This window comes from Streptomyces fildesensis (genome assembly GCF_016107395.1).
Classification (GTDB): domain Bacteria; phylum Actinomycetota; class Actinomycetes; order Streptomycetales; family Streptomycetaceae; genus Actinacidiphila; species Actinacidiphila fildesensis.
The window spans coordinates 141,581-163,546 of sequence record NZ_JAAIKO010000001.1 but is presented as its reverse complement, the minus strand read 5'-3'; the positions used below and the strand labels follow the sequence as shown (position 1 = coordinate 163,546).

20 protein-coding genes and 2 tRNA genes are annotated in these 21,966 nt (G+C 70.9%); 14 read left to right on the top strand and 8 right to left on the bottom strand.

Translation table 11 applies throughout. The features are described 5' to 3' along the window. Window positions 1-4 precede the first annotated feature (4 nt). Complete coding sequence (locus C6N31_RS00680) at window positions 5-688, top strand: AIM24 family protein (protein WP_138350950.1); 684 nt, start codon at window positions 5-7, stop codon at window positions 686-688. 15 nt (window positions 689-703) lie between these two features. Next, complete coding sequence (locus tag C6N31_RS00675) at window positions 704-1,474, top strand: AIM24 family protein (protein WP_138350949.1); 771 nt, start codon at window positions 704-706, stop codon at window positions 1,472-1,474. 36 nt (window positions 1,475-1,510) lie between these two features. Here C6N31_RS00675 and C6N31_RS00670 read toward each other — a convergent pair whose 3' ends face one another. Beyond that, window positions 1,511-2,038 carry an NUDIX hydrolase gene (locus tag C6N31_RS00670; RefSeq protein WP_138350948.1) on the bottom strand — a complete coding sequence of 176 codons (528 nt, stop codon included), beginning with the start codon at window positions 2,036-2,038 and terminating at the stop codon, window positions 1,511-1,513. Further along, window positions 2,035-3,486, bottom strand: a complete 1,452-nt coding sequence (locus C6N31_RS00665) for a zinc-dependent metalloprotease (RefSeq protein ID WP_138350947.1) — start codon at window positions 3,484-3,486, stop codon at window positions 2,035-2,037. The genes C6N31_RS00670 and C6N31_RS00665 overlap by 4 nt, the downstream gene beginning before the upstream one ends. Before the next feature lie 129 nt (window positions 3,487-3,615). Between C6N31_RS00665 and C6N31_RS00660 the strand changes: the two genes are divergently transcribed. The 4 genes from C6N31_RS00660 (at window position 3,616) to C6N31_RS00645 (ending at window position 6,717) form a co-directional block, all read left to right on the top strand. Further along, complete coding sequence (locus tag C6N31_RS00660) at window positions 3,616-4,719, top strand: NAD-dependent epimerase/dehydratase family protein (protein WP_138350946.1); 1,104 nt, start codon at window positions 3,616-3,618, stop codon at window positions 4,717-4,719. A gap of 109 nt (window positions 4,720-4,828) precedes the next feature. Then, complete coding sequence (locus tag C6N31_RS00655; RefSeq protein ID WP_138350945.1) at window positions 4,829-5,287, top strand: molybdenum cofactor biosynthesis protein MoaE; 459 nt, start codon at window positions 4,829-4,831, stop codon at window positions 5,285-5,287. A 118-nt stretch (window positions 5,288-5,405) separates the two neighbouring features. Beyond that, window positions 5,406-5,564: a hypothetical protein gene (locus C6N31_RS00650; protein WP_187145007.1), complete on the top strand. Its 159-nt coding sequence runs from the start codon at window positions 5,406-5,408 to the stop codon at window positions 5,562-5,564. Window positions 5,565-5,640: 76 nt separating this feature from the next. Then, window positions 5,641-6,717 carry a YlbL family protein gene (locus C6N31_RS00645; RefSeq protein WP_138350944.1) on the top strand — a complete coding sequence of 359 codons (1,077 nt, stop codon included), beginning with the start codon at window positions 5,641-5,643 and terminating at the stop codon, window positions 6,715-6,717. A gap of 90 nt (window positions 6,718-6,807) precedes the next feature. On the opposite strand, the gene C6N31_RS00640 is transcribed toward C6N31_RS00645, so the two are convergent. Continuing rightward, window positions 6,808-7,362 (bottom strand): PPA1309 family protein, encoded by a 555-nt coding sequence (locus C6N31_RS00640; protein WP_203675294.1) that lies wholly within the window; start codon window positions 7,360-7,362, stop codon window positions 6,808-6,810. Window positions 7,363-7,493: 131 nt separating this feature from the next. Here C6N31_RS00640 and C6N31_RS00635 point away from each other — a divergent pair, with 131 nt between their 5' ends. The 5 genes from C6N31_RS00635 (at window position 7,494) to C6N31_RS00615 (ending at window position 14,350) form a co-directional block, all read left to right on the top strand. Next, entirely contained in the window at window positions 7,494-10,352 is a 2,859-nt protein-coding gene (locus C6N31_RS00635) for a UPF0182 family membrane protein (RefSeq protein WP_164299437.1), read from the top strand. 41 nt (window positions 10,353-10,393) lie between these two features. Next, window positions 10,394-10,467 (top strand) — tRNA-Met (locus C6N31_RS00630). A 167-nt stretch (window positions 10,468-10,634) separates the two neighbouring features. Continuing rightward, complete coding sequence (locus tag C6N31_RS00625; protein WP_138350942.1) at window positions 10,635-12,530, top strand: tetratricopeptide repeat protein; 1,896 nt, start codon at window positions 10,635-10,637, stop codon at window positions 12,528-12,530. A 121-nt stretch (window positions 12,531-12,651) separates the two neighbouring features. Then, a tRNA-Met gene (locus C6N31_RS00620) sits at window positions 12,652-12,725 on the top strand. A 239-nt stretch (window positions 12,726-12,964) separates the two neighbouring features. After that, window positions 12,965-14,350 (top strand): hypothetical protein, encoded by a 1,386-nt coding sequence (locus tag C6N31_RS00615; protein WP_138350941.1) that lies wholly within the window; start codon window positions 12,965-12,967, stop codon window positions 14,348-14,350. Here C6N31_RS00615 and C6N31_RS00610 read toward each other — a convergent pair. Next, window positions 14,316-14,726, bottom strand: a complete 411-nt coding sequence (locus C6N31_RS00610; protein WP_138350940.1) for a Fur family transcriptional regulator — start codon at window positions 14,724-14,726, stop codon at window positions 14,316-14,318. The genes C6N31_RS00615 and C6N31_RS00610 overlap by 35 nt on opposite strands. Before the next feature lie 140 nt (window positions 14,727-14,866). Here C6N31_RS00610 and C6N31_RS00605 point away from each other — a divergent pair, with 140 nt between their 5' ends. After that, window positions 14,867-16,327, top strand: coding sequence for a catalase (locus tag C6N31_RS00605; RefSeq protein ID WP_198356995.1), 1,461 nt, complete (start codon window positions 14,867-14,869; stop codon window positions 16,325-16,327). A gap of 264 nt (window positions 16,328-16,591) precedes the next feature. On the opposite strand, the gene C6N31_RS00600 is transcribed toward C6N31_RS00605, so the two are convergent. Both C6N31_RS00600 and hisN read right to left on the bottom strand, forming a co-directional pair. After that, the gene (locus C6N31_RS00600) at window positions 16,592-17,002 is read right to left on the bottom strand and encodes a CBS domain-containing protein (RefSeq protein WP_138350938.1); all 411 of its coding nucleotides are present in this window, start codon (window positions 17,000-17,002) and stop codon (window positions 16,592-16,594) included. Window positions 17,003-17,104: 102 nt separating this feature from the next. Continuing rightward, window positions 17,105-17,905: a histidinol-phosphatase gene (gene hisN / locus C6N31_RS00595; RefSeq protein WP_138350937.1), complete on the bottom strand. Its 801-nt coding sequence runs from the start codon at window positions 17,903-17,905 to the stop codon at window positions 17,105-17,107. Window positions 17,906-18,038: 133 nt separating this feature from the next. Here hisN and C6N31_RS00590 point away from each other — a divergent pair, with 133 nt between their 5' ends. Next, complete coding sequence (locus C6N31_RS00590; RefSeq protein ID WP_138350936.1) at window positions 18,039-18,719, top strand: TetR/AcrR family transcriptional regulator; 681 nt, start codon at window positions 18,039-18,041, stop codon at window positions 18,717-18,719. A 110-nt stretch (window positions 18,720-18,829) separates the two neighbouring features. Next, the gene (locus C6N31_RS00585; protein ID WP_198356994.1) at window positions 18,830-20,416 is read left to right on the top strand and encodes an MFS transporter; all 1,587 of its coding nucleotides are present in this window, start codon (window positions 18,830-18,832) and stop codon (window positions 20,414-20,416) included. 58 nt (window positions 20,417-20,474) lie between these two features. On the opposite strand, the gene C6N31_RS00580 is transcribed toward C6N31_RS00585, so the two are convergent. Both C6N31_RS00580 and rsgA read right to left on the bottom strand, forming a co-directional pair. After that, window positions 20,475-20,798: a DMT family transporter gene (locus tag C6N31_RS00580; RefSeq protein ID WP_138351078.1), complete on the bottom strand. Its 324-nt coding sequence runs from the start codon at window positions 20,796-20,798 to the stop codon at window positions 20,475-20,477. A gap of 161 nt (window positions 20,799-20,959) precedes the next feature. Next, window positions 20,960-21,964 carry a ribosome small subunit-dependent GTPase A gene (rsgA, locus tag C6N31_RS00575; protein WP_138350934.1) on the bottom strand — a complete coding sequence of 335 codons (1,005 nt, stop codon included), beginning with the start codon at window positions 21,962-21,964 and terminating at the stop codon, window positions 20,960-20,962. Between the last annotated feature and the right edge of the window lie 2 nt (window positions 21,965-21,966).

Here is a 21,966-nt window from a genome sequence, read left to right as displayed (position 1 = left end):
CGCAATGGACCAGCAGATGATCGCGGGCTACGCACCGACCCCGGTGTCCGCCCGGATGGAGACCCACGGCTCGGCGATGCTCAAGGTCGCCATGCAGACCGGCCAGGACCTGTTCGCCCGTACCGGCTCGATGGTCGCGTACGAGGGCTTCGTCCAGTACGAGCCCAATCCGCCGGCCGTCCGGCAGATGGCCTCGCAGTGGCTCACCGGTGAGGGCGCCCCGTTGATGAAGTGCACCGGCGACGGCCTGCTCTATCTGGCCGACTACGGCGCCGACGTGGTGTGCGTCAATCTCAACAACGAGTCCCTGTCGGTCAACGGCACCAACCTGCTCGCCTTCGACGCGCACCTCCAGTGGGGCGTCGAGCGGGTCAAGGGGCTCGCCAAGTTCGCCGGCCAGGGCCTGTTCAACGTGGGGGTGAAGGGCACCGGCTGGGTCGCCATCACCTCCCGCGGCACACCGATCGTCGTCGACTGCGGAAGCGGCGCCGACGAGACCTACGTCGACCCGGACGCACTCGTCGCCTGGTCGTCGGGGCTCAAGATGAAGGCCAAGCGCAGCTTCAAGGCGTCCTCCCTGATCGGGCGGGGCAGCGGCGAGGCGTTCCAGATCGCGTTCTCCGGCCAGGGCTTCGTGGTGGTACAGCCCAGCGAGGACAGCACAGACCGCCTCCGGGCACGGGGCTGAGGGGGAGCGACCGATATGCAGAGCCCGCTTTTCGCGAACACCGAGGTCCAGTCGAACGACCTCTACGCACTCCAGAATCCGTACCTGTTGCGGGTCAAGCTGGAGGGCAACTCCGGCCGTGACTGTCTCGCCCGCAAGGGCGCGATGGTCGCCTACCAGGGCATGATCGAATTCGACGGCGAGTACCAGTCACGCAACCAGGGCGGCGCGCGCATGGCCACCGGCGAGGGCCTGGACCTGATGCGCTGCTCCGGGCAGGGCACGGTCTACCTCGCCAACCTGGCCCAGCACATCCACGTCGTGGACGTCGACCATGACGGCCTCACCGTGGACAGCGCCTATGTGCTCGCCCTCGACTCCGGGCTGCACTGGGACGTGATCGCCGTGGACAGCCAGTTCGGCCTGTCCGGCACCGGCGCCTACAACCTGAACATCTCGGGCCAGGGCAAGGTCGCGCTGATGACCTCGGGCAAGCCGCTGCTGATGCCGGTGACCCCGGACAAGTACGTCTCCTGCGACGCCGACGCGGTGGTCGCCTGGTCCTCCTCGCTGCGGGTCCAGATGCAGGCGCAGACCAGCAGTTCCTCGGTCTACCGCCGGCGCGGCAACACCGGAGAGGGCTGGGAGCTCAACTTCGTGGGCCAGGGATACGTCCTGGTGCAGCCCAGCGAGCTGATGCCGCCGCAGAACGCGGAGATCGGCCAGGGCCTGCGGGCCCAGTTCGGGGTGGGCCAGGCGGGCGCCCACGCCCAGAACCTGGGCAACATCTGGACCAACAACCGCTGATCCTGCCGTACGTACGGGCCGTGCCCGCGCGCCGCCTCAGAGCAGCGCGCGGGTACGGGCCAGCAGTGTCTCCACCGAACCGTCGGCGACCGAGCCGACCTCGTCGTAGCCGTACCAGCGCAGGTCCAGCGACTCCTCGCTGATCGCCTCGACCGCGCCGGCCGGCGCGACCGCCGCGTACTGCACATCCAGATGCCAGGCGCAGGGCGTGGAGTGCCGGTCCAGGTTCACCGGCTCAGGACGCAGCAGCGTCAGCCCGGGAATGCCGGACTCCTCGGTGGCCTCACGCAGCGCGGCGGCCGCCAGAGTGGCGTCCTCCGGCTCGCAGTGGCCGCCCATCTGGAGCCACATCTTCAGCTTCTTGTGCAGCGTCAGCAGCACCCGCCCGGTCACCGGGTCCACCACCAGCGCGCTGGCGGTGATGTGCCCCGGCTGCGAGGCCTTCCACATGCCGTCGGGACTGCTGTCGAGATGGTCGAGGTACTCCAGCCGCAGCTGTTCCTGACCGGCGTCCGGCGCGTCCCAGTCCTTCAGGACGCGCACCGCGTCCGCGTGCAGACTCACTTGCCCTCGTCGTCCTTGGTCTCGTCGGAAGCGCTGGGACCGTCGTCCGACTTCTTCGGCTCGTCCTTGGTCAGCCGCTTCTCGGCGGCCTCGCCGAGCATCTTGTCGAGCTCGGAGAAGTCGGCGGACTCGCGGTGCACGAAGCCGTCCGGGTCGTCCAGGTCCTCCGCGGTGGGCAGCATGTCCGGGTGCTCCCACAGGCCGTCGCGGCCGTCGACACCGCGGGCGTCGGTCAGCGAGGCCCACAGCCGGGAGGCGTCCCGCAGCCGGCGCGGGCGCAGCTCCAGACCGATGAGCGTCGCGAACGTCTGCTCGGCGGGGCCACCGGTCGCCCGGCGGCGGCGCAGCGTCTCGCGCAGCGCGGCGGCGGACGGCAGATGCGGCGCGGCGGCGGCGTGCACGACCGCGTCCACCCAGCCCTCGACGAGCGCGAGCGCCGTTTCCAGCCGGGCCAGGGCGGCCTTCTGCTCGGGGGTGTCCTCGGGCTGGAACATGCCCTGCGCCAGCGCTTCCTGCATGGCCTCGGGGTTCGACGGGTCGAGCTGGCCGACCGCGTCCTCCAGCTTCGCCGTGTCGACCTTGATGCCCCGTGCGTAACCCTCGACGGCGCCGAACAGATGCGCCCGCAGCCACGGCACATGGGCGAAGAGCCGCTGATGGGCGGCCTCGCGCAGCGCCAGGTACAGCCGCACCTCCTCCTGCGGGACGCCGAGGCCCTCACCGAAGGCCGCGATGTTCGCGGGGAGCAGCGCGGCCTTGCCGGCCGGGCCGAGCGGGAGGCTGACGTCGGTGGAGCCGACCACCTCGCCCGCCAGGGTGCCCAGCGCCTGGCCGATCTGGCTGCCGAACATCGCTCCGCCCATGGAGCGCATCATGCCGAGCAGCGGCCCGGACATGGCCTGCATCTCCTCGGGGAGCACATCGCCCATGGCGGCGCCGACCCGCTCCGCGACCGGGTCCACCAGTTCCTTCCACGCCGGCAGGGTCGCCTCGACCCATTCGGCGCGGCTCCACGCCACAGCGCTGCCCGAGCCGGAGGGCAGCGACGTCGCCCCGTCCAGCCACAGGTCGGCCAGCCGGATGGCCTCGGAGACCCAGGAGCGCTCGGCCGGGCCGACGCTCGCGTCCTTGACGCCGTCCGCGGTGCCCTGCGCGACGGTCTGGCGTGCGATGTCCTTGGCCATGTCCCAGTTCACCGGGCCGCCCTCGTACGAGAGCATCTGGCCGAGCTGCTGGAAGGCGGCACCGAGATCGTTGGGGTTCAGGGAGCCGAACATCGCGGCGAACGGGTTGTCCCCGCCGGCGCCACCGAACGGGTTCACGCCACCGAAACCGAAGGGATTGTCGGCAGGCCCCTGCCCCGGCCGGTCGCCGCGCTGGTTCTTGCCCTCGTCCCCGTCCTCGGGCTCCTCGGGAGGGACGCCGAATCCGAATGGGTGGTCGCTCACGGGTTTCCTCGGCTCTATGTGTTGGGGCTGTGTCTTGTGGGCTGTACCTCCAGCCTAGACACCAGTCAGGCAGGATGGCTGCGTACCAAGTGCGCACCTCGTACCAGAAACAACCGTGGGAGACACCCGGTGAGTTCCCCAGAAGCACACGTTCGCCCAGAGCGGAGCCCGTCCAAGGCCCCCGCGGGCCCTGTGGTGGCGATCACCGGTGCGGCGTCCGGCCTCGGCCGTCTGCTCGCGCTGCGTCTCGTCGAGTCCGACGAGGTCAAGAAGGTCGTCGCGATCGACGAACGCCGCGGGGACGTGCCCGGAGCGACCTGGCGGGTGCTCGACGTACGCGACCCCGCCATCGCCGAGAAACTGCGCGGCGTCGACGTCGTCGTCCATCTCGGTCTCGACCTCGATCTGGAGTCCGACCCCAAGGCGCGTACCGCCTTCAACGTGCGGGGCACCCAGACGGTGCTCACCGCGGCGGCCGCCGCCGGGGTGCGCCGTGCGGTGCTGTGCACCTCGGCGATGGTCTACGGCGCCCAGGCCGACAACGACGTGCCGCTCGCGGAGGACGCCCCGCTGCGCGCCACCGCCGAGGCCAGCTTCGTCGACGACCTGCTGGAGATCGAACGGCTGGGCCGCCGCGCGCCGCGTGCCCACCCTGGGCTGAACGTCACGATCCTGCGCCCCGCCGTGCTGGTCGGTGGCACGGACACCGCGCTGACCAGGTATTTCGAGTCGCCCCGGCTCCTGGTGGTGGCGGGCAGCCGGCCCTGCTGGCAGTTCTGCCACGTCGAGGACCTGGTGTCGGCACTGGAGTACGCGGTGCTGGAGAAGGTCGACGGGGAGATGGCCGTCGGCTGTGACGGCTGGCTGGAGCAGGAGGAGGTCGAGGAGCTGTCGGGCATCCGCCGGATGGAGTTGCCGCCGGCCATCGCCTTCGGTGCCGCCTCCCGCCTGCACCGCCTCGGCCTCACCCCGTCCCCGGCCGGCGACCTGGCGTACACGATGCACCCGTGGGTGGTCAGCGGCAGCCGGCTGCACGAGGCGGGCTGGCGCCCCCAGTGGACCAACGAGGAGGTGCTGGCCCAGCTCCTGGAGGAGGTCGCGGGCCGGAACTCCGTCGCGGGCCGCCGGCTGGGCCGCAAGGACGCCACCACCCTGGGCGCGGCAGGCGCGACGGTCGCCCTGGTGGGCACGGCCGCGCTGGTGCGCCGGGCCCGCAAGCGGCGCGGAATCTAGGTCGTACACGGCTCCGGTAGGGCTCCCGCTACGGCTCCGGGAAGCGCCGCCACCCCCGGCGGACCAACCACCGGAATCGAACTTCCGCATCGCGGGCGGATGAGGCAGCATGTGCCGCATGGCACCGACGCACGCTGACGCGCAGAACCCGATCCGGCTCCTGGAGATCCGCGACACGCCCCTGTCCGTGGACGAGGTCTTCGCGGCCGTCGGGCACGAGGCCGCGGGGGGTACGGCGCTGTTCGTCGGGACCGTACGGGACCACGACGGCGGTTCCGGCGCCGAGGTGACGGGTCTCGGCTACTCGTCGCACCCCACCGCGGAAGCGGAGATGCGGCGGATCGCGGAGAAGATCGCGGCGGAGTTCCCGGTCCGGGCGCTCGCCGCGGTACACCGTGTGGGTGACCTCCAAGTGGGCGATTTGGCGGTCGTCGTGGCAGTCTCGTGTCCGCACCGCGGCGAGGCGTTCGAGGCCTGCCGGCGGCTGATCGACGAGCTCAAGGCCGAAGTGCCGATCTGGAAGCACCAGACCTTCGCCGACGGCCAAGAAGAGTGGGTGGGCGCGTAGCGCCGTACCGGCAGCCTCTCCGGTTGCGTAACTCCCCACCCGCCCCGACCGTTGTCCTACTGGGTAGCTAATCTGCTCATAGGTCCATAATTGGCGTACGCGGGGTCGGGAGTCCTTCATGGCAGCGCTCGCTTGGTTGCTCATTCCGCTTGTCGCCGTGCTCGTTGCCACCGTCTGGGGCAGCTGGGCCGCGCGCACCCGGGCAACCGGGGACGGCTCCTCGCTGGCGGACTACGAGCGCTTCCGCGAGGCGATGCAGAAGTCGCATTCCGGTTAACCGGGCCGCGGACGCCCCCGCCGCTACGGACCGGCCCAGCGGGCCGTTTGTCGGACCGGTCCCGTACATTCGTGGCATGCCACGCCGCACCGCGACGCTGATCGCCTCGACCCTGACGCTGATAGCGCTGCTGTGCGTCGCCCTGCTGACGCCGGCGCCGTACGCCGAGATGTCTCCCGGGCCGACCGTCAACACCCTCGGCGACCACGGGGGTGAACCGGTTCTGCAGATTTCCGGGCACCAGACCTATCCGACGACCGGTCATCTCAACATGACCACCGTCAGGGTGACCGGCGCCGACTACCGGATGAACCTGGTGGAGGCCGTGGTCGGCTGGATCGGCCATGACGAGAAGGTCGTCGAGCACGACACCCTCTACCCGCAGGGCCAGACCGCCGAGCAGGCCGATCAGCAGAACGCCGAGGAGTTCACCCAGTCCCAGGACAGTGCCAAGGTCTCGGCGCTCAAGAAGCTGAACATCGCGGTCTCCTCCCGCGTCATCGTGGGCGCGGTCGTCAAGGACAGCGCCTCCGAGGGCAAGCTGCACGCCGGCGACGTGATCAAGGCCGTGGACGGCACCGAGGTGAAGGAGCCGGGCGATGTCGCCAAGCTCGTCACCAAGCACCAGCCGGGCGAGAACGTCGTCTTCACCGTCATCCCGGAGGAAGCGGCCAAGAAGAAGGACGGCGCGACCAAGGAGGTCGTGGTCACCACCCGGAAGTCGGCCGACGACGGCAAGGCGCGGGCGGTCGTCGGTATCCAGGCCGGTGTCGAGCACCTCTTCCCGTTCACGATCGACATCAAGCTCGCCGATGTCGGCGGCCCGAGCGCGGGCCTGATGTTCGCCCTCGGCATCGTCGACAAGCTCACCCCGGGCGACATGACCGGCGGGAAGTTCGTGGCCGGCACCGGCACGATCGACGACAACGGCAAGGTGGGCCCGATCGGCGGTATCGGCCTCAAGACGATCGGGGCCCGCGGGCAGGGCGCGCAGTACTTCCTGACCCCGGCCGACAACTGTGCCGAGGCCGCCAAGGACATCCCCTCCGGCCTCACCCTCGTCAAGGTGAGCACGATCGACGACGCCATGTCTGCCCTGGAGAACATCAAGGCCGACAAGACGGACGCCCTGCCGAGCTGCTCGAAGAACTGACCCGCTGGGGCCTGCCCGGCCTTCGTGACCGGCCGGACAGGTCCTGGCCGGGCGGGCCCGTCACGGACCTGCCCGGCTGCGCGCCCGTTCTCAGCTCTCGAAGGTGGCGGCCAGTGCCTCGGCCAGGCCCGGTACCAGGTCGGAGCCGGTCAGGACCTCGGTGGCGGTGTCCTTGGACCGGAGCCTGATGGCGGACTCGCGGGCACCGTTGCGCAGCACGGCCACCGTCATCCGCACCTCCTGGCGCTCCGGGTGCTCGGCGACCCACTTCGCCAGCTTGGCGTCGTTCAGCCCCTCGGGGATCGCCGCCTCCGCGGACGGCGGCAGCATCAGCCGCTCCACCGTCATGGCGCAGCCGGCGATGACGTCCGGCCAGGCGATGGTGGCGAGGAACTCGTCCAGCGCCTTGCCTTCGGGCAGCTCGTCCTGCTCGACCGGGGTCAGCGCCCCGGCGTTCTTCTCCGCGAGCCCCAGCTGATCGGCCAGGCCCGGTTCCTGTGTACGCAGGCGTGCGGTGTCGACCAGGGCGAACAGCCGCGCGGGCCGGTCCCAGCCGAGACCGGACGCATATTCGTCGATCTCCAGTACGGCACGGGTCAGCGGGCTCGCCGCGAGAGGTGCTCCATCGGTCGCAATGTTGGACATGGTCAATATCCTGCCTGTTCCCAGGCCAAAATCGGGAACCGAGTAAAGCGTGAGTAAGTTGCACCAGTGGGGGTCCGACCCGGGACGCCCGTAGACACCGAACTTTCGAGGTGCGCACCTTGGTATTCCAGATGCCGGATCGCGGCGGAGGTCCGACGGGGCCGCGGATCAGACTCGGCCGTCCGTCCCGGCGTACGCGGACGCTACTGATGACGCTTGGCGCGCTGATCGTGCTCGCCATCGCGTTCGTCATGTTCGCGGGCTTCTGGACGGACTGGCTCTGGTACCGCTCGGTCCATTATTCGTCGGTCTTCACCACCACCCTGTGGACGAAGATCGGCCTGTTCTTCACCTTCGGCCTGCTGATGGCCGCGGCCGTCGGCGTCAACATCTATCTGGCCCACCGGCTCCGGCCGCCGCTCAGCGCGATGTCGCTGGAGCAGCAGAGCCTGGACCGATACCGGATGGGTATCGCGCCCTACAAGAAGTGGGTGCTGCTCGCGGTCTGCGCCATGGTCGGCCTCATCGCGGGCGGCTCGGCGTCCGGCCAGTGGCGCACGTGGCTGCTGTACACGAACGCCACGCAGTTCGGCACGAAGGATCCGCAGTTCCACAAGGACGTGGCGTTCTACGCCTTCGACCTGCCCTGGTACCGCTTCCTGCTGAGCTTCGGCTTCGCGGCCGTGGTGCTCGGCCTGGTGGCGGCCGCGCTGGTGCACTACCTGTACGGCGGTCTGCGGATCACCTCGCCCGGCGGGCGGGCCACGGCAGCGGCCACCGGCCACCTGTCGGTGCTGCTGGGCATCTTCGTGTCGCTCAAGGCCGTCGCGTACTGGCTGGACCGGTACGGGCTCGCGGTGAAGTCGAGCGACTTCAAGGCCACCACCAGCTGGACCGGTCTGCGCTATGTGGACGCGAACGCGTATCTGCCGGCGAAGAACATCCTCTTCGCCATCGCGATCATCTGCGCGCTGCTGTTCTTCGCGACGCTGTGGCGGCGCACCTGGTCGCTGCCGATGATCGGTTTCGGTCTGATGGTGCTCTCCGCGATCCTGATCGGCGGGCTCTACCCGGCGATCGTGCAGAAGTTCCAGGTGCAGCCGAACGAGGCCGCCAAGGAAGCGCCGTACATCCAGAAGAACATCGACGCGACCCGCGAGGCCTACGGGATCGGCGGGAGCAAGGTCAGCCCGTATCCGGGGACCCCCACCACGCCGAACAAGGACATCCTGCGGGCCGACGCCAACACCACGGCGAGTGTGCGTCTGCTGGACCCGAACGTGGTCTCGCCGACCTTCCAGCAGCTGCAGCAGACCCGCGGCTACTACGCCTTCCCGTCCACGCTCGACGTCGACCGGTACACGACCGACAAGAAGGAGCAGGACACGGTCGTCGGCCTGCGCGAGCTGAACGTCAACGGCATCCCCGAGAACAACTGGATCAACGACCACTTCAAGTACACCCACGGGTACGGAATGGTCGCGGCCAAGGGGACGAACGCGCTGCCGGACGGCTCGCCGGACTTCACCGAGAAGGACCTGCCGGCCACCGGCAACCTCCCCGAGTACCAGCAGCGGATCTACTACGGCGAGCAGACCAAGCAGTACTCGATCGTCGGCGGCCCGACGAAGGAGATCGACTACACCGACAACAGCGGTGAGAAGGCCTACACCTACACCGGCAAGAGCGGCGTCGGGCTCGACAACCCGATCACGCGGGCCGCGTACGCGGTGAGCTTCGGTGAGCCGCAGATCCTGTACTCGGGGGCGATCGGCAAGGGCTCCAAGGTGCTCTACAACCGGACGCCCAAGGAGCGGGTCGAGGCCGTCGCGCCGTGGCTCACCATCGACGGCGACCCGTACCCGTCGGTCGTCGACGGCCATGTGAAGTGGATCGTGGACGCCTACACGACCACCAACGGCTATCCGTACGCCTCCCGCACCACGCTGGGTGACACCACGGCCGACTCGCTGACCGACGGCCAGCGCACGGTGCTCGCGCAGCAGAACCAGGTCAACTACATCCGCAACTCGGTCAAGGCGACCGTGGACGCGTACGACGGCACGGTCACCCTGTACCAGTGGGACGCCAAGGACCCGGTGCTGAAGACCTGGATGAAGGCCTTCCCCGGCACGGTCAAGGACAAGAGCGAGATCAGTCCTGACCTGATGGCGCACCTGCGGTACCCGCAGGACCTGTTCAAGGTGCAGCGGCAGCTGCTGACCCGCTACCACGTGACCCTCGCGTCGACGTTCTACAGCGGCAGCGAGGTGTGGCAGGTCCCGGACGACCCGGCGGCGAAGACCGGCAAGGCGGTTCCGCCGTACTACCTGAGCCTGAAGATGCCGGACCAGAACTCGCAGGCGTTCTCGCTGACGACCACGTTCACGCCCAACGGGCGCGACAACCTCAGCGCGTTCATGGCGGTCGACGCCGATGCGACGAGCAAGGACTACGGCGCGATCAGACTGCTCCAGCTGCCACCGAACACCACGGTGGACGGGCCGAAACAGGTGCAGAGCAAGCTCAACTCCGACAACAAGGTCGCGCCACAGATCAACCTGCTCAAACGCGGGGGCGATTCGACGGTCGAGTACGGCAACCTGCTCACGGTGCCGCTGAACGGCGGCCTGCTGTACGTGGAGCCGGTCTACGTCAGGGGCGCGGGCACCAACTACCCGCTCCTCAGGAAGGTTCTGGTGACCTACGGGAATCAGATCGGCTTCCAGGACACCCTTGAGGCGGCGCTGAACGAGGTGTTCAGCAGCGAAGGGACCACCCAGCCACCACCGAGTACCGGGCAGCCCACGAAGCCGACACCCGATCCGACGGTCGCCGCGGCGCTCGCGGACGCGCAGAAGGCGTTCGACGCGGGCCAGGCGGCGCTGAAGGCCGGCGACTGGGCCAAGTACGGCCAGACGCAGAAGGATCTGGCCGCCGCACTCCAGAGGGCGGCGGAAGCGGAGCAGAAGACGGCAAAGAAGGGCTGATCAGACACACCGCGCGCCGTGGTACGGTTGGGACACAACGGCGCGGGGTGGAGCAGCTCGGTAGCTCGCTGGGCTCATAACCCAGAGGTCGCAGGTTCAAATCCTGTCCCCGCTACTGCAGAAGAGGCTCGGAGTCAACAGACTCCGGGCCTCTTCACTTATTTGGGGGACGCACAGAGCTTTGCGTTTGGTAAGGCGTCAAGTCGGGAAGTCGACAAAACGCTGAAGTGACCTATTGGGTTGCGGTATACCAGGTGTACGGCGGTAACGGGTGGTGCGACGATGGACCTTATGGGGGATGGTGCAAGACTGCTGAATACTCGTCAGATCCATGATCGAGGGTCGACGGGTGACACGTCGACGTCTGCTTCCAGGCTCGTGCCGGCTGTCACCAGTCTCCTGCCGGCGCCGCGCGCCGCCGATTCGCTTCCCGTTGCCAGGACCGACAGGACCGAGCTCTCCGACCTGCCCGAGGCCTCCGAGGCCGCCGAACTCGCCGACGAGGAAAGCCTCGCGGTCCGCGAGGAGGCCGAGATCGAGGTCCGGCACCGCCGGGCCGCCGACCACGGCGACCCCGCCGCCATGAGCGCGCTGGGCACCCTGCTGCTGCGCCGCGGCGACCTGGACGGGGCCGAGCCGTATCTGCGTGCCGCGACCGCGAACGGCGACCGCGCGGCCGCCAACAACCTTGCCCTGCTGCTGCATCAGCGCGGCTACCCGGAGGAGGCGGCCAACTGGTGGCGGATCGCCGCCGTCGCGGGTTCCGCCCCGGCCGCGCACGCGCTGGGCCGGCACTACCGCGAGCGCGGCGACGAGCCCGGTGCCGAGTACTGGCTGCGCCAGGCAGCCGAGTCGGGCCACACGCTGGGCGCGTACGCCCTGGCCGATCTGCTCGACCACCGGCGGGACGTCGGCGCCGAGCGCTGGTTCCGGGTCGCCGCCGAGCACGGCCACCGCGAGGCCTCGTACCGCATCGCGCGGATCTGCGCCGAGCGCGGCGAGGAGCGCGAGGCCGAGCAGTGGTACCGGCAGGCAGCCGCGCGCCGGCACCGCCGCGCCGCGCTGCGCCTCGGCACGCTCCTGGAGGAGCGCGGCGAGACCAAGGAAGCCGGCCACTGGTACCTGACCGCGGCCCGCGACGGTGAGGCGCGCGCCGCCTGCGCGCTCGCCTTCCTGCTGCGCGACGCCGGCGATGTGGACTCCGCGGCCACCTGGTGGCGGCGCGCCGCCCAGGCGGGCGACGGCAACGCCGCCAACGCGCTCGGAGCGCTGCACGCCGAGGAGGGCGAGACGCAGACCGCCGAGCGCTGGTACCGCAGCGCCCTGGCGGCGGGCGACATCAACGGGGCGTTCAACCTCGGCCTGCTCTGCGCCGGCCAGGGCCGCACCGCGCAGGCCGAGCAGTGGTACCGCAAGGCCGCGTACGCCGGCCACCGCGAGGCCGCCAACGCGCTCGCCGTCCTGCTGCTGCAGCGCGGAGACGCGGCCGGCGCCGAACCGTGGTTCTCCAAGGCGGCCGAGGCCGGCAGCGTCGACGCCGCCTTCAACCTCGGCATCCTGCACACCAACCGGGGCGACGAGGCCGCCGCCCGTGGCTGGTACGAGCGGGCCGCCGCGGCCGGCCACACCGAGGCCGCGCTCCAGGTCGCCATCGTGCTGCTGCGCGAGGGCGACAGCCACGGCGCCGAGCGCCATCTGCGGTGCGCCGCGGGCGGCGGCAGCCCCGAGGCCGCCTTCCGGCTCGGCGCGCTGCTGGACCGGGCGGACACCGACGAGGCCGAGGTGGAGGCCGAGGAGTGGTACGGCCGCGCCGCCCGGCAGGGGCACCGGCGTGCCCAGGTGCGGCTCGGCATGTGCGCCGCCAAGCGCGGCGACGTGGTGGACGCGGCGCACTGGTACCGCGAGGCCGCCGAGGCGGGCAGCCGCAACGGCGCGTTCAACCTCGGACTGCTGCTGGCCCGCGAGGGCAGCGAGCCCGAGGCCGCCCTGTGGTGGACCCGTGCCGCCGACGCCGGCCACGGCCGCGCGGCGCTGCGGATGGCGCTGCTCGCCGCCCGGCACGGCGAGCTGGCCGAGGCCCAGGGCTGGTGCGCGCGGGCGGTCGAGTGCGGTCCTGCCGAGGTCGCCGAGCGCGCCGCACGGCTCACCGACGCCGTGAAGCACGAGCTCACGGCGTAGGTCGCGGCGTCGCAGGGCCGCCCCGGCCGGGCTCCGGCCCGGTCGCTGCCCGCGCTCCTTGCCCGCAAGGGAACTGATTTGCACTGCTCAGCGCATCTGGTCTACATTGAGGACACAACGGCGCGGGGTGGAGCAGCTCGGTAGCTCGCTGGGCTCATAACCCAGAGGTCGCAGGTTCAAATCCTGTCCCCGCTACTTCAGTACCAAGGCCCGGTTCCTGAGAAATCAGGAACCGGGCCTTCGTCGTTCCCCTTGCTGCGCGGTCCTGGTACGCAGCCCTGGTACGCGGCCCTGGAGCGTCCCGGAGTAGTGCCTCGGACATCGTTCGGGCAAAAGCGCGCAAACATCCTTGGAAGCCTTCCCTGCCGGCGCGATCCTGGTCTTCTACGCGGTGCGAGGAGGCGGGGTTGCTGCGCGGACGGTTTGGGCGGACCGTGCTGCGACGGCGTGACGGGCCGGCGCCGGCCACGGTGCTCGACGCGGAACGCTGGAGCGGGTTGTGCCGGGCGGCCGTGACCGGTCGGCCGGAGACCGTCGAGGCACTGCTGGACGCCCTGCGGGCCGCGGTGGACGGCGGCCTCCCCTACGACCGTGCCGCGGCGCTCGACGCGCTGCTGCGGTCTCCTCCGGAGCTGCTGCCCCATCTGGACCGCGGCGCCCGCGCCCGGGGCGCCCCGTCGGTGCCGCTCCGCCCTGGCGGCGCCGATCCGCTGCGCTTGCTGCTGGCCTCGCTGGACCGCGACGGTCACGTCCGGCAGGCCGCGGTGGAGGCGCTGACCGGGGTCGGCGGGCCGCTGGCCGCGGCGGCGCTGGCCCTGCGCACGGTCGACTGGGTGCCCGCCGTACGGGAGCGCGCCGTGGCGGCGCTGCCCGCGCGGACCGCGCCCGACGAAGTCGCCGCCGCCCTGCGGCTGTTGCTGCGGCTGGGCGGCAGGCGCCGGGCGGGCGGTCAGCCGGCCGGGTACCGCGCGGTGCTCGCGGAGCCGGCGTACCGGCGTGCGGTCCGCGCGCTGGCCGCCGACGGTGATCCGCGGACCCGCCGCTTCGGGATGGAACTGGCCCTGGAACTGGGGGAGTACGTACGCGGCGACCTGCTGCGGACCGCGCTGCGCGACCGGGACCAGGTGTGCCGGCGGCTGTGCGCGGAACGGCTGCTGGAGATCGATCCGGATCAGGCGGGACGGCTGATGTGGGCGCGCAGCGCGGCGGTGCGGGAGCTCGCTGTGGCGGCGCTGCCCGTCGACGTGCCGGCCGCGCGCCTGGTGAGCGTGCTCGCCGATCCGGCCCGGATGGTGCGGGCGCAGGCGCGGTGGCAGCTGTACCGGCGCGGTGAGCCGCCGGCCCGGGTCTACCGCAGACAGCTCGGCCGGTGCGGGCCCGGCGGTCCGGCGGGGCTGGTGGCCGGTCTGCTGGCGGGCCTGGGGGAGTGCGGCGACGCGACGGACGTACCGGTGCTGTTGCGCTTCACCGGGCCGGGAGCAGGGCCGGGAGCAGGGCCGGGACCCGAGCCGGGAGCCGGGCCTGGGCCGGTCGCCCGGCCGGCGCGGGTACGGCGCTGTGCCGTGCGGGCGCTGGGGCGGCTCGCGCCCGCGGACGATCTGGTGCGGTTGCTGGCGCCACTGGTGCTCGACCCCGATCCGGGGGTGGCCAGGGAGGTGTTCGAGGCGCTGGCGCGGGTGGCCGCGCAGGTGCCCGCCGAAACGGTCTGGGTGGGCAGGACCCGTACCGAGCCGGCCGTGCGCAGGGCGGCCGAGCGGCTGGCGCCGGACGCGGGAGCCGCGCCCGTCAGGAGCAGTCGGGGCACAGACCGCGGTAGGTGACCTCGACGTCGGCGATGGTGAAGCCGAAGCGCTCGGTCGCGGGGAGGCTCGCGAGCGGGTCGCCGGCGGGGTGGACATCGCGGATCGTGCCGCAGCGCGAGCAGATCAGGTGCTGGTGCGGGTGGTGCGCGTTCGGGTCGTACCGCTTGGCGCGGCCGTCCGTCGCGACCTCGATGACCTCACCGAGGGTCACCATCTCACCGAGGGTGTTGTAGACGGTCGCCCGGGAGATCTCCGGCAACCGGGATGTGGCGCGGGCGTGCACCTCGTCGGCGGTCAGGTGCACGTGGTCGCCGTCGAGGACCTCGGCCACGACACGCCGCTGGGCGGTCAGCCGCCAGCCGCGTTCGCGCAGTCGTTCCAGAAGGTCACTCATACGCAGCAGCGTAACAGCGCTCGGTCCGGGGTCCGAATAAGTCCGGGGATGGTGCTCTTCTTGACTTAGACTCTGTCTATCGTAGGATCGATTCCGGCGACAGCCGAGGGACAGGTCGATCAGGATCCAGGGAGACGCACGTGACGGTTCAGGAAACGGGCCCGCTGACCACCGAGGCCGGAGCACCGGTGGCGGACAACCAGAACAGCCAGACGGCAGGTCCGGGCGGCCCGGTGCTGATCCAGGACCAGTCGCTGCTGGAGAAGCTCGCGCACTTCAACCGTGAGCGCATCCCGGAGCGCATCGTGCACGCCCGCGGCGCCGGCGCCTACGGCACCTTCACGCTGACGCGTGACGTCTCGGAGTGGACCCGGGCGGCGTTCCTGTCCGAGGTCGGCAAGCAGACCGAGACCTTCCTGCGGTTCTCCACCGTGGCGGGCAACCTGGGCTCGGCGGACGCGGTGCGCGACCCGCGCGGTTTCGCGCTGAAGTTCTACACCGAGGACGGCAACTACGACCTCGTCGGGAACAACACCCCCGTGTTCTTCATCAAGGACGCCATCAAGTTCCCCGACTTCATCCACACCCAGAAGCGCGATCCGTACACCGGCTCCCAGGAGGCGGACAACGTATGGGACTTCTGGGGCCTGAGCCCCGAGTCGACGCACCAGGTGACCTGGCTCTTCGGCGACCGCGGCATCCCGGCGACGCTGCGCAACATGAACGGCTACGGCTCGCACACCTACCAGTGGAACAACGCCGCGGGCGAGGTCTTCTGGGTCAAGTACCACTTCAAGACCGACCAGGGCATCAAGAACCTGACCACGGACGAGGCGAACCGGCTCTCGGGCATGGACCCCGACTCGCACCAGCGTGATCTGCGCGAGTCGATAGAGCGCGGCGACTTCCCGTCCTGGACGGTGCAGATCCAGGTCATGCCGGCGGCCGACGCGGCGAACTACCGCTTCAACCCGTTCGACCTCACCAAGGTGTGGCCGCACGCGGACTACCCGCCGATCGGGATCGGCAAGCTGGAGCTCAACCGCAATCCGGAGAACATCTTCGCCGAGGTCGAGCAGTCGATCTTCTCCCCGGCGCACTTCGTGCCCGGTATCGGCCCGTCCCCGGACAAGATGCTCCAGGGCCGGCTGTTCGCGTACGGCGACGCCCACCGCTACCGCGTCGGCATCAACGCCGACCACCTGCCGGTGAACCGCCCGCACGCCACCGAGGCACGCACCAACAGCCGTGACGGCTACCTGTACGACGGCCGTCACAAGGGCGCCAAGAACTACGAGCCGAACAGCTTCGGCGGCCCGCAGCAGACCAACGAGCCGCTGTGGCAGCCGCTCCCGGTCTCCGGTGCCACCGGCGCCTCCGAGGCGCCCTCGCACGCCGAGGACGACGACTTCGTGCAGGCCGGAAACCTCTACCGCGCCATGTCCGAGGACGAGAAGGAGCGCCTGGTCGACAACCTGGCGCAGTTCATCTCCAAGGTCTCGCGCGACGACATCGCCGAGCGCGCGGTGAACAACTTCCGCCAGGCGGACCCCGACTACGGCAAGCGGCTGGAAGCCGCGGTCCAGGCCCTCCGCGGCTGACCGGACGCTTGTCGTAACGACCTGGGGGGCGAGGCGGAGTGGATTAGCGAGCGGCGTCATGCGGCTTCGCGTCCAAGGCGGAGGAGGGAGGCGACGCGGAGCGTCGTCGACCGACGACAACGCCGGAGGCGGAGTCGCAGGGCGTCGGGAGCCCGCTCCGTATCGCTCCCCAGGTCGTAAACCGAAGAGGCCGGACGCCATGGGGCTCCGGCCTCTTCGCCGTCCCCGGCCGGCGCGGCCGTGAACGCGGGTCGTGGGCGGGGGTCAGCCGGCCAGTGCGCTCTGCGCTCCGGCGGTGGCCCGGTCCGGGGCCCAGCAGCGGATGATGTCGCGGACCGACACGATCCCGACGGGGTCGCGGCCGTCCAGCACGATCAGATGCCGGAAACCGCCGTGCACCATGGCGGACGCGGCGTCCTCCAGGGTCCACTCGGGCGTCGCGAAGACGACGTCGGTGGTGGTGTGGTCGTGGGCGGTCTCGACGTCCGGGTTCAGGCCGGCGCCGATGGCGTTGAGGATGTCGCGCTCGGTGAGGATGCCGACTCCCCAGGTGTCGGAGTCGAGGACGACGGCCGCGCCGATGCGTCGGACGGCCATCAGGCGGGCGGCCTGGCGCAGTGTGTGGGCGGGTCCGATGGTCAGGACGACGGTGCTCATGGCGTCTCGGACGAGCATGGGCTACCCCTAGAGAATGCGTTCACAAGTTCACAAGCTCGGGCATTCTCATGTTCACATGCTCTGTCCGGCTCAGCAAGGGGAGGCGCGCCGCCGTTTCGTTCAGCCCGTGCGCCCCAGGTATCCCAGCAGCTCCTCGTGGAGGAGCCCGTTCGAGGCCGCCGCGTTCCCGCCGAACGGGCCGGGCTCGCCGTCCAGGCTGGTGTACCGGCCGCCGGCCTCCTGCACGATGACGGCGGGCGCCGCCATGTCCCACAGGCTCAGCTCCGGCTCGGCGCAGATGTCGACCGAGCCCTCGGCGACCATCATGTACGGCCAGAAATCGCCGTAGCCGCGGGTGCGCCAGCAGTTCCGGGACAGGTGCAGAAAGCCGTCGAGCCGGCCCTGCTCCTCCCAGCCGCTGAGCGAGGAGTACGCGAAGGACGCGTCCTCCAGCTTGTTGATCTTCGACACATGCAGCCGGGTGGCGGCCGACAGGCTGCGCCCGGTGTACGCGCCGCCGCCCTTCGAGGCCCACCAGCGCCGCCCGAGCGCCGGCGCGGAGACCACGCCCACCACACCCTCGTCACCCTGCTCGCCGCGCACCATCAGCGCGATGAGGGTCGCCCAGACGGGTACCCCGCGCACGTAGTTCTTGGTGCCGTCGATCGGGTCGACGATCCACCGGCGCGGGCCGTTGCCGTGGCTGCCGTACTCCTCGCCGAGCACCGCGTCCCGGGGCCGGGCGCGGCCCAACTGGCTGCGGATCAGCTCCTCCGCCGCTTTGTCGGCCTCGCTCACCGGCGTCATGTCGGGCTTGGTCTCGACCTTGAGGTCCAGAGCCTTGAAGCGCTCCATGGTGGTGGCGTCGGCGGCATCCGCGAGGATGTGGGCGAGGCGCAGGTCGTCGTTGAAGTCGGGCATAAGGCGAACAGTAGCGATCGCAACCGGCCGAGGTCACGCGGACGGTGCGCGGAGCCTTGACAGCGGTCTGTGACGCGTCAATTCTTTGCCCACGGCCGCTGTCCGGGACATATGCGGGCCCTTGGAGGCAATGATGCCTACTGCGCGGGAATCATTACTGGACGCGGCTCTGGCCGCACTGGGCGCCCGGCCCTGGGCGGCGGTGCGGATGGTCGATGTGGCGCTGTCGGCCGGGGTGTCCCGGCAGACCCTCTACAACGAGTTCAGCAGCAAGGAAGGCCTCGCCCGCGCGCTCGCGCGCCGCGAGGCCGACACGTTTCTGGCCGGGGTCGAGAACGCCCTGGCGGAAGCGGAACGGCAGGGCGCGGACGCGGGCGACTGCTTCGCCGCCGCCGCGGCCTGGACGCTGCACAGCGCGCGCCGCAGCCCACTGGTCCGCGCCACTCTGACGGGCTGCCGCAGCGAGCGGCTGCCGGCCGCGGCGGTCGCCGGGATCCCGCTCCAGCGCTCGCCGCATCCGACGCGTACCGCTGCCGCGCACGCTTCGCCGTCGTACGCCCCGGCGTCGCACACCCCGCCTCCGGCGCCGGAGGTCGCGCCCTCGCCCGCCGAAATCGTCACCGAGATCCGCAACCGGGCGGTCGGCGCGCTCGAACACGGCTACCCGAAGCTGGATCTGGCCGACATCGGCTGGGCGTGCGAGGCCGCGGTCCGGCTCACGCTCGCCTACGTCGTCGCCCCTTCGACCTCCGACGAGGACGCCTGCCTGCAGGTCGCGCGGCTGGTCCGCGGGCTGCTGGCACGCGGCTGGTGAGCCGCGGGCGGACCGGTCAGCGATCGGTGCGCGAACGGTCAGCGCCCCCTTGGAGTCTGTGAGCCAGGACGCCGCAGCGTCCGGCCCACACCACCCAGAGGGAGCACGACATGACGGGGACCGGTACGTCGAACGGCACGGCCTTGGCCGGCCGCAAGGAATGGACGGGCCTCGCGGTCCTCTTCCTGCCCACGCTCCTCATCTCGATGGACATCAGCGTGCTGTTCTTCGCGCTGCCGTTCATCAGTGAGGACCTGGCACCCAGCGGCACCCAGCAGCTGTGGATCATGGACATGTACGGCTTCGTCCTCGCCGGCATGCTGATCACGATGGGGGCGCTCGGCGACCGGATCGGCCGGCGCCGCCTGCTGCTCATCGGCGCCACCGCCTTCGGCGTCGCCTCCGTCGTCGCCGCCTACTCCGGCAGCGCCGAGGTGCTGATCGCCACTCGCGCGCTGCTCGGTCTCGGCGGCGCCACCCTCATGCCCTCGACGCTCGCGCTGATCCGCAACATGTTCCACGACGCCAGGCAGCGCAAGACCGCGATCTCCATCTGGACCGGCGCCATGGTCGGCGGCGCCACCGTCGGGCCGATCGTCGGCGGCTTCGTCCTGGAGCACTTCTGGTGGGGCGCCGCGTTCCTGATCAACGTGCCCGCCATGGTGCTGCTGCTGGTCCTCGCCCCGGCGCTGCTGCCCGAGTACCGCGCCCCCCGGGCCGGCCGGTTCGACGTGCTCAGCGCGTTCCTGTCGCTCGCCGCCGTCCTCCCGGTCATCTACGGGATCAAGCAGATGGCCGTGCACGGAGTCGGGCCGGTGCCCGCCCTGTCGGTCGTGGTGGGGCTGGCGGTGGCCTGGGTCTTCGTCCGCAGGCAGCGCACCTCGGCCAACCCGCTGATCGACGTCGAGCTGTTCCGGCAGCGCACGTTCAGCGCGTCCCTGCTGATCAACGTGCTGGCGATGTTCGCCTTCATCGGCGTCACGCTCTACACCAACCAGTATCTGCAACTCGTCCTCGGCAAGAGCCCGTTCCACGCGGCGCTGTGGTCCATGGCCGTCATGCCCGCCATCATGATCGCGATGACGGTCTCCGGCATCCTCGCCGACAAGGTGCGCCCCGCCTATCTGCTGGCCGCCGGGCTGCTGCTGACGACGGCCGGGGCCCTGGTGCTCACCCGGGTCCGGACGGACTCCGGCATCGCGGTCGTCCTGACCGGCGCCGCGCTGGTCGCCGCCGGGCTGCTGATGGGCAGCACCCTCACCGCCGACCTGATCCTGGCGGCGGCGCCGCCCGAGCGGGCCGGCTCCGCCTCCGCCCTGTCCGAGACCGGCAGCGAGTTCGGCGGCGCGCTCGGCATGGCGATCCTGGGCACCATCGGAACGGCCGTCTACCACGACCGGATGAGCGGTACACCGGCGGAGGCGCACGAGACCCTCGGCGGCGCGGTCGCCGCGGCAGCGCAGCTCCCCGGCAGGACCGGCACCGAACTGCTCGACACCGCACGGGAAGCGTTCACGGCGGGCGTCCACGCCGCCGCCTTCGGCGCCGCGATCGTCACGTTCACGGCCGCGGTCCTCGCGGTGGTCCTGCTCCGCCAGGTGCCGGCGTCCGCGCCGGCCGCCAAGGGCACGGAGAACGACGGGGATTCGGCCGGGGAGCCGGCCGGCGGGAACGCCTCGGAGGCGGTCGCGCGCTGAGTCCGCGCGACGAAGGTGAGGGGGCCGTCCGGCGACACCGCCGGACGGCCCCCTTCGGTCAGTGCGAGGAGCCCGACAGCTGCAGACCCACAACGCCCGCCAGGACCAGGCAGATTGAGACGATCTTGAGCGTCGAGACGATGTCGCCGAGGAAGACCATGCCGTAGATGGCGGTTCCCGAGGCGCCGATCCCCGTCCACACCGCGTACGCGGGACCGACGTCGAGCTTCTTCAGGGACAGGGTGAGCAGGCCGAAGCTCCCGAGGGCGAAGACCGCGAAGGCGATCGTCGGCCACAGACGGGTGAACCCGTGGGAGAGCTTGAGACAGACCGCGAAGCCGGTCTCCAGGATGCCTGCGACCACCACGAGCAGCCATGCCATCGAGGTGCCTCCCGTTCCGTCGCCCTGCCTGCCGTCCGAGGCGCTGCTGTCGGACTGATGGATCATCACACAGCATGCCCCGAAATGGCGGCAACGTTCCTCGGGTGAAGAGGCAAACGGGCGAACGGACGAACGAGAGCGCCGGGGACGATCGCCAGGGATCAGTCGCCCTCGCGGCGTTCACGGGTCGCGAGCAGCCGGCGCAGCGAGTCGAGCCGGGCCGGATCGGCGTGACCGGCGGCGACCCACGCGTCCAGCGCGCACTCGGGTTCGTCATGGCTGCAGCCGCGCGGGCACTCCTCGGTCCCGGCCACCAGCTCGGGGAAGGCCAGGATGACGCGCGACGGATCGATGTGGTGCAGGCCGAAGGAGCGCACGCCCGGGGTGTCCACGACCCAGCCGTCGGCGTCGCCGGGGAGCGGGAGGGCCAGCGCCGACGTGGTGGTGTGCCGGCCGCGGCCGGTGACGGCGTTGACGATGCCGGTGGCGCGCTGCCGCTCGACGAGCGCGTTCACCAGGGTGGTCTTGCCGACACCGCTGTGCCCGACGAACGCGGTGATCCGGCCCTTGAGACGCTCGCGGACCGCGTCCACCCCGCCGGTCAGGAAGTCGTCCCGGGTGGTGACCACATAGGAGACGCCCAGCGTCGCGTACGTCTCCAGCAGCGTGTCCGCCGACGCCAGATCGGACTTGGTCAGCACGAGCAGCGGCTCCAGGCCCGCGTCGTACGCCGCCACCAGACAGCGGTCGATCATGCGGGGGCGCGGCTCGGGATCGGCCAGCGCGGTGACGATCGCGAGCTGGTCGGCGTTGGCGACGACCACGCGCTCGTACGGATCGTCGTCGTCGGCGGTGCGCCGCAGCACGGACTTGCGCGGCTCGACCCGCACGATGCGCGCCAGGGTGTCCTTGCCGCCGCTCAGGTCGCCGACGACCGCGACGCGGTCGCCCACCACGGCGCTCTTGCGGCCCAGTTCGCGGGCCTTCATCGCGACGATGGTGCGGTCCTCGATCAGGACGTGCAGCCGGCCGCGGTCCACGGTGAGGACCATGCCCTCGGCCGCGTCCTCGTGCTTCGGCCGGATGTTGGTGCGGGGACGGTTGCCCTTGGTGTTCGGGCGGACCCGGATGTCGTCCTCGTCGGGGTTCTTGCCGTAGCGACGCATGG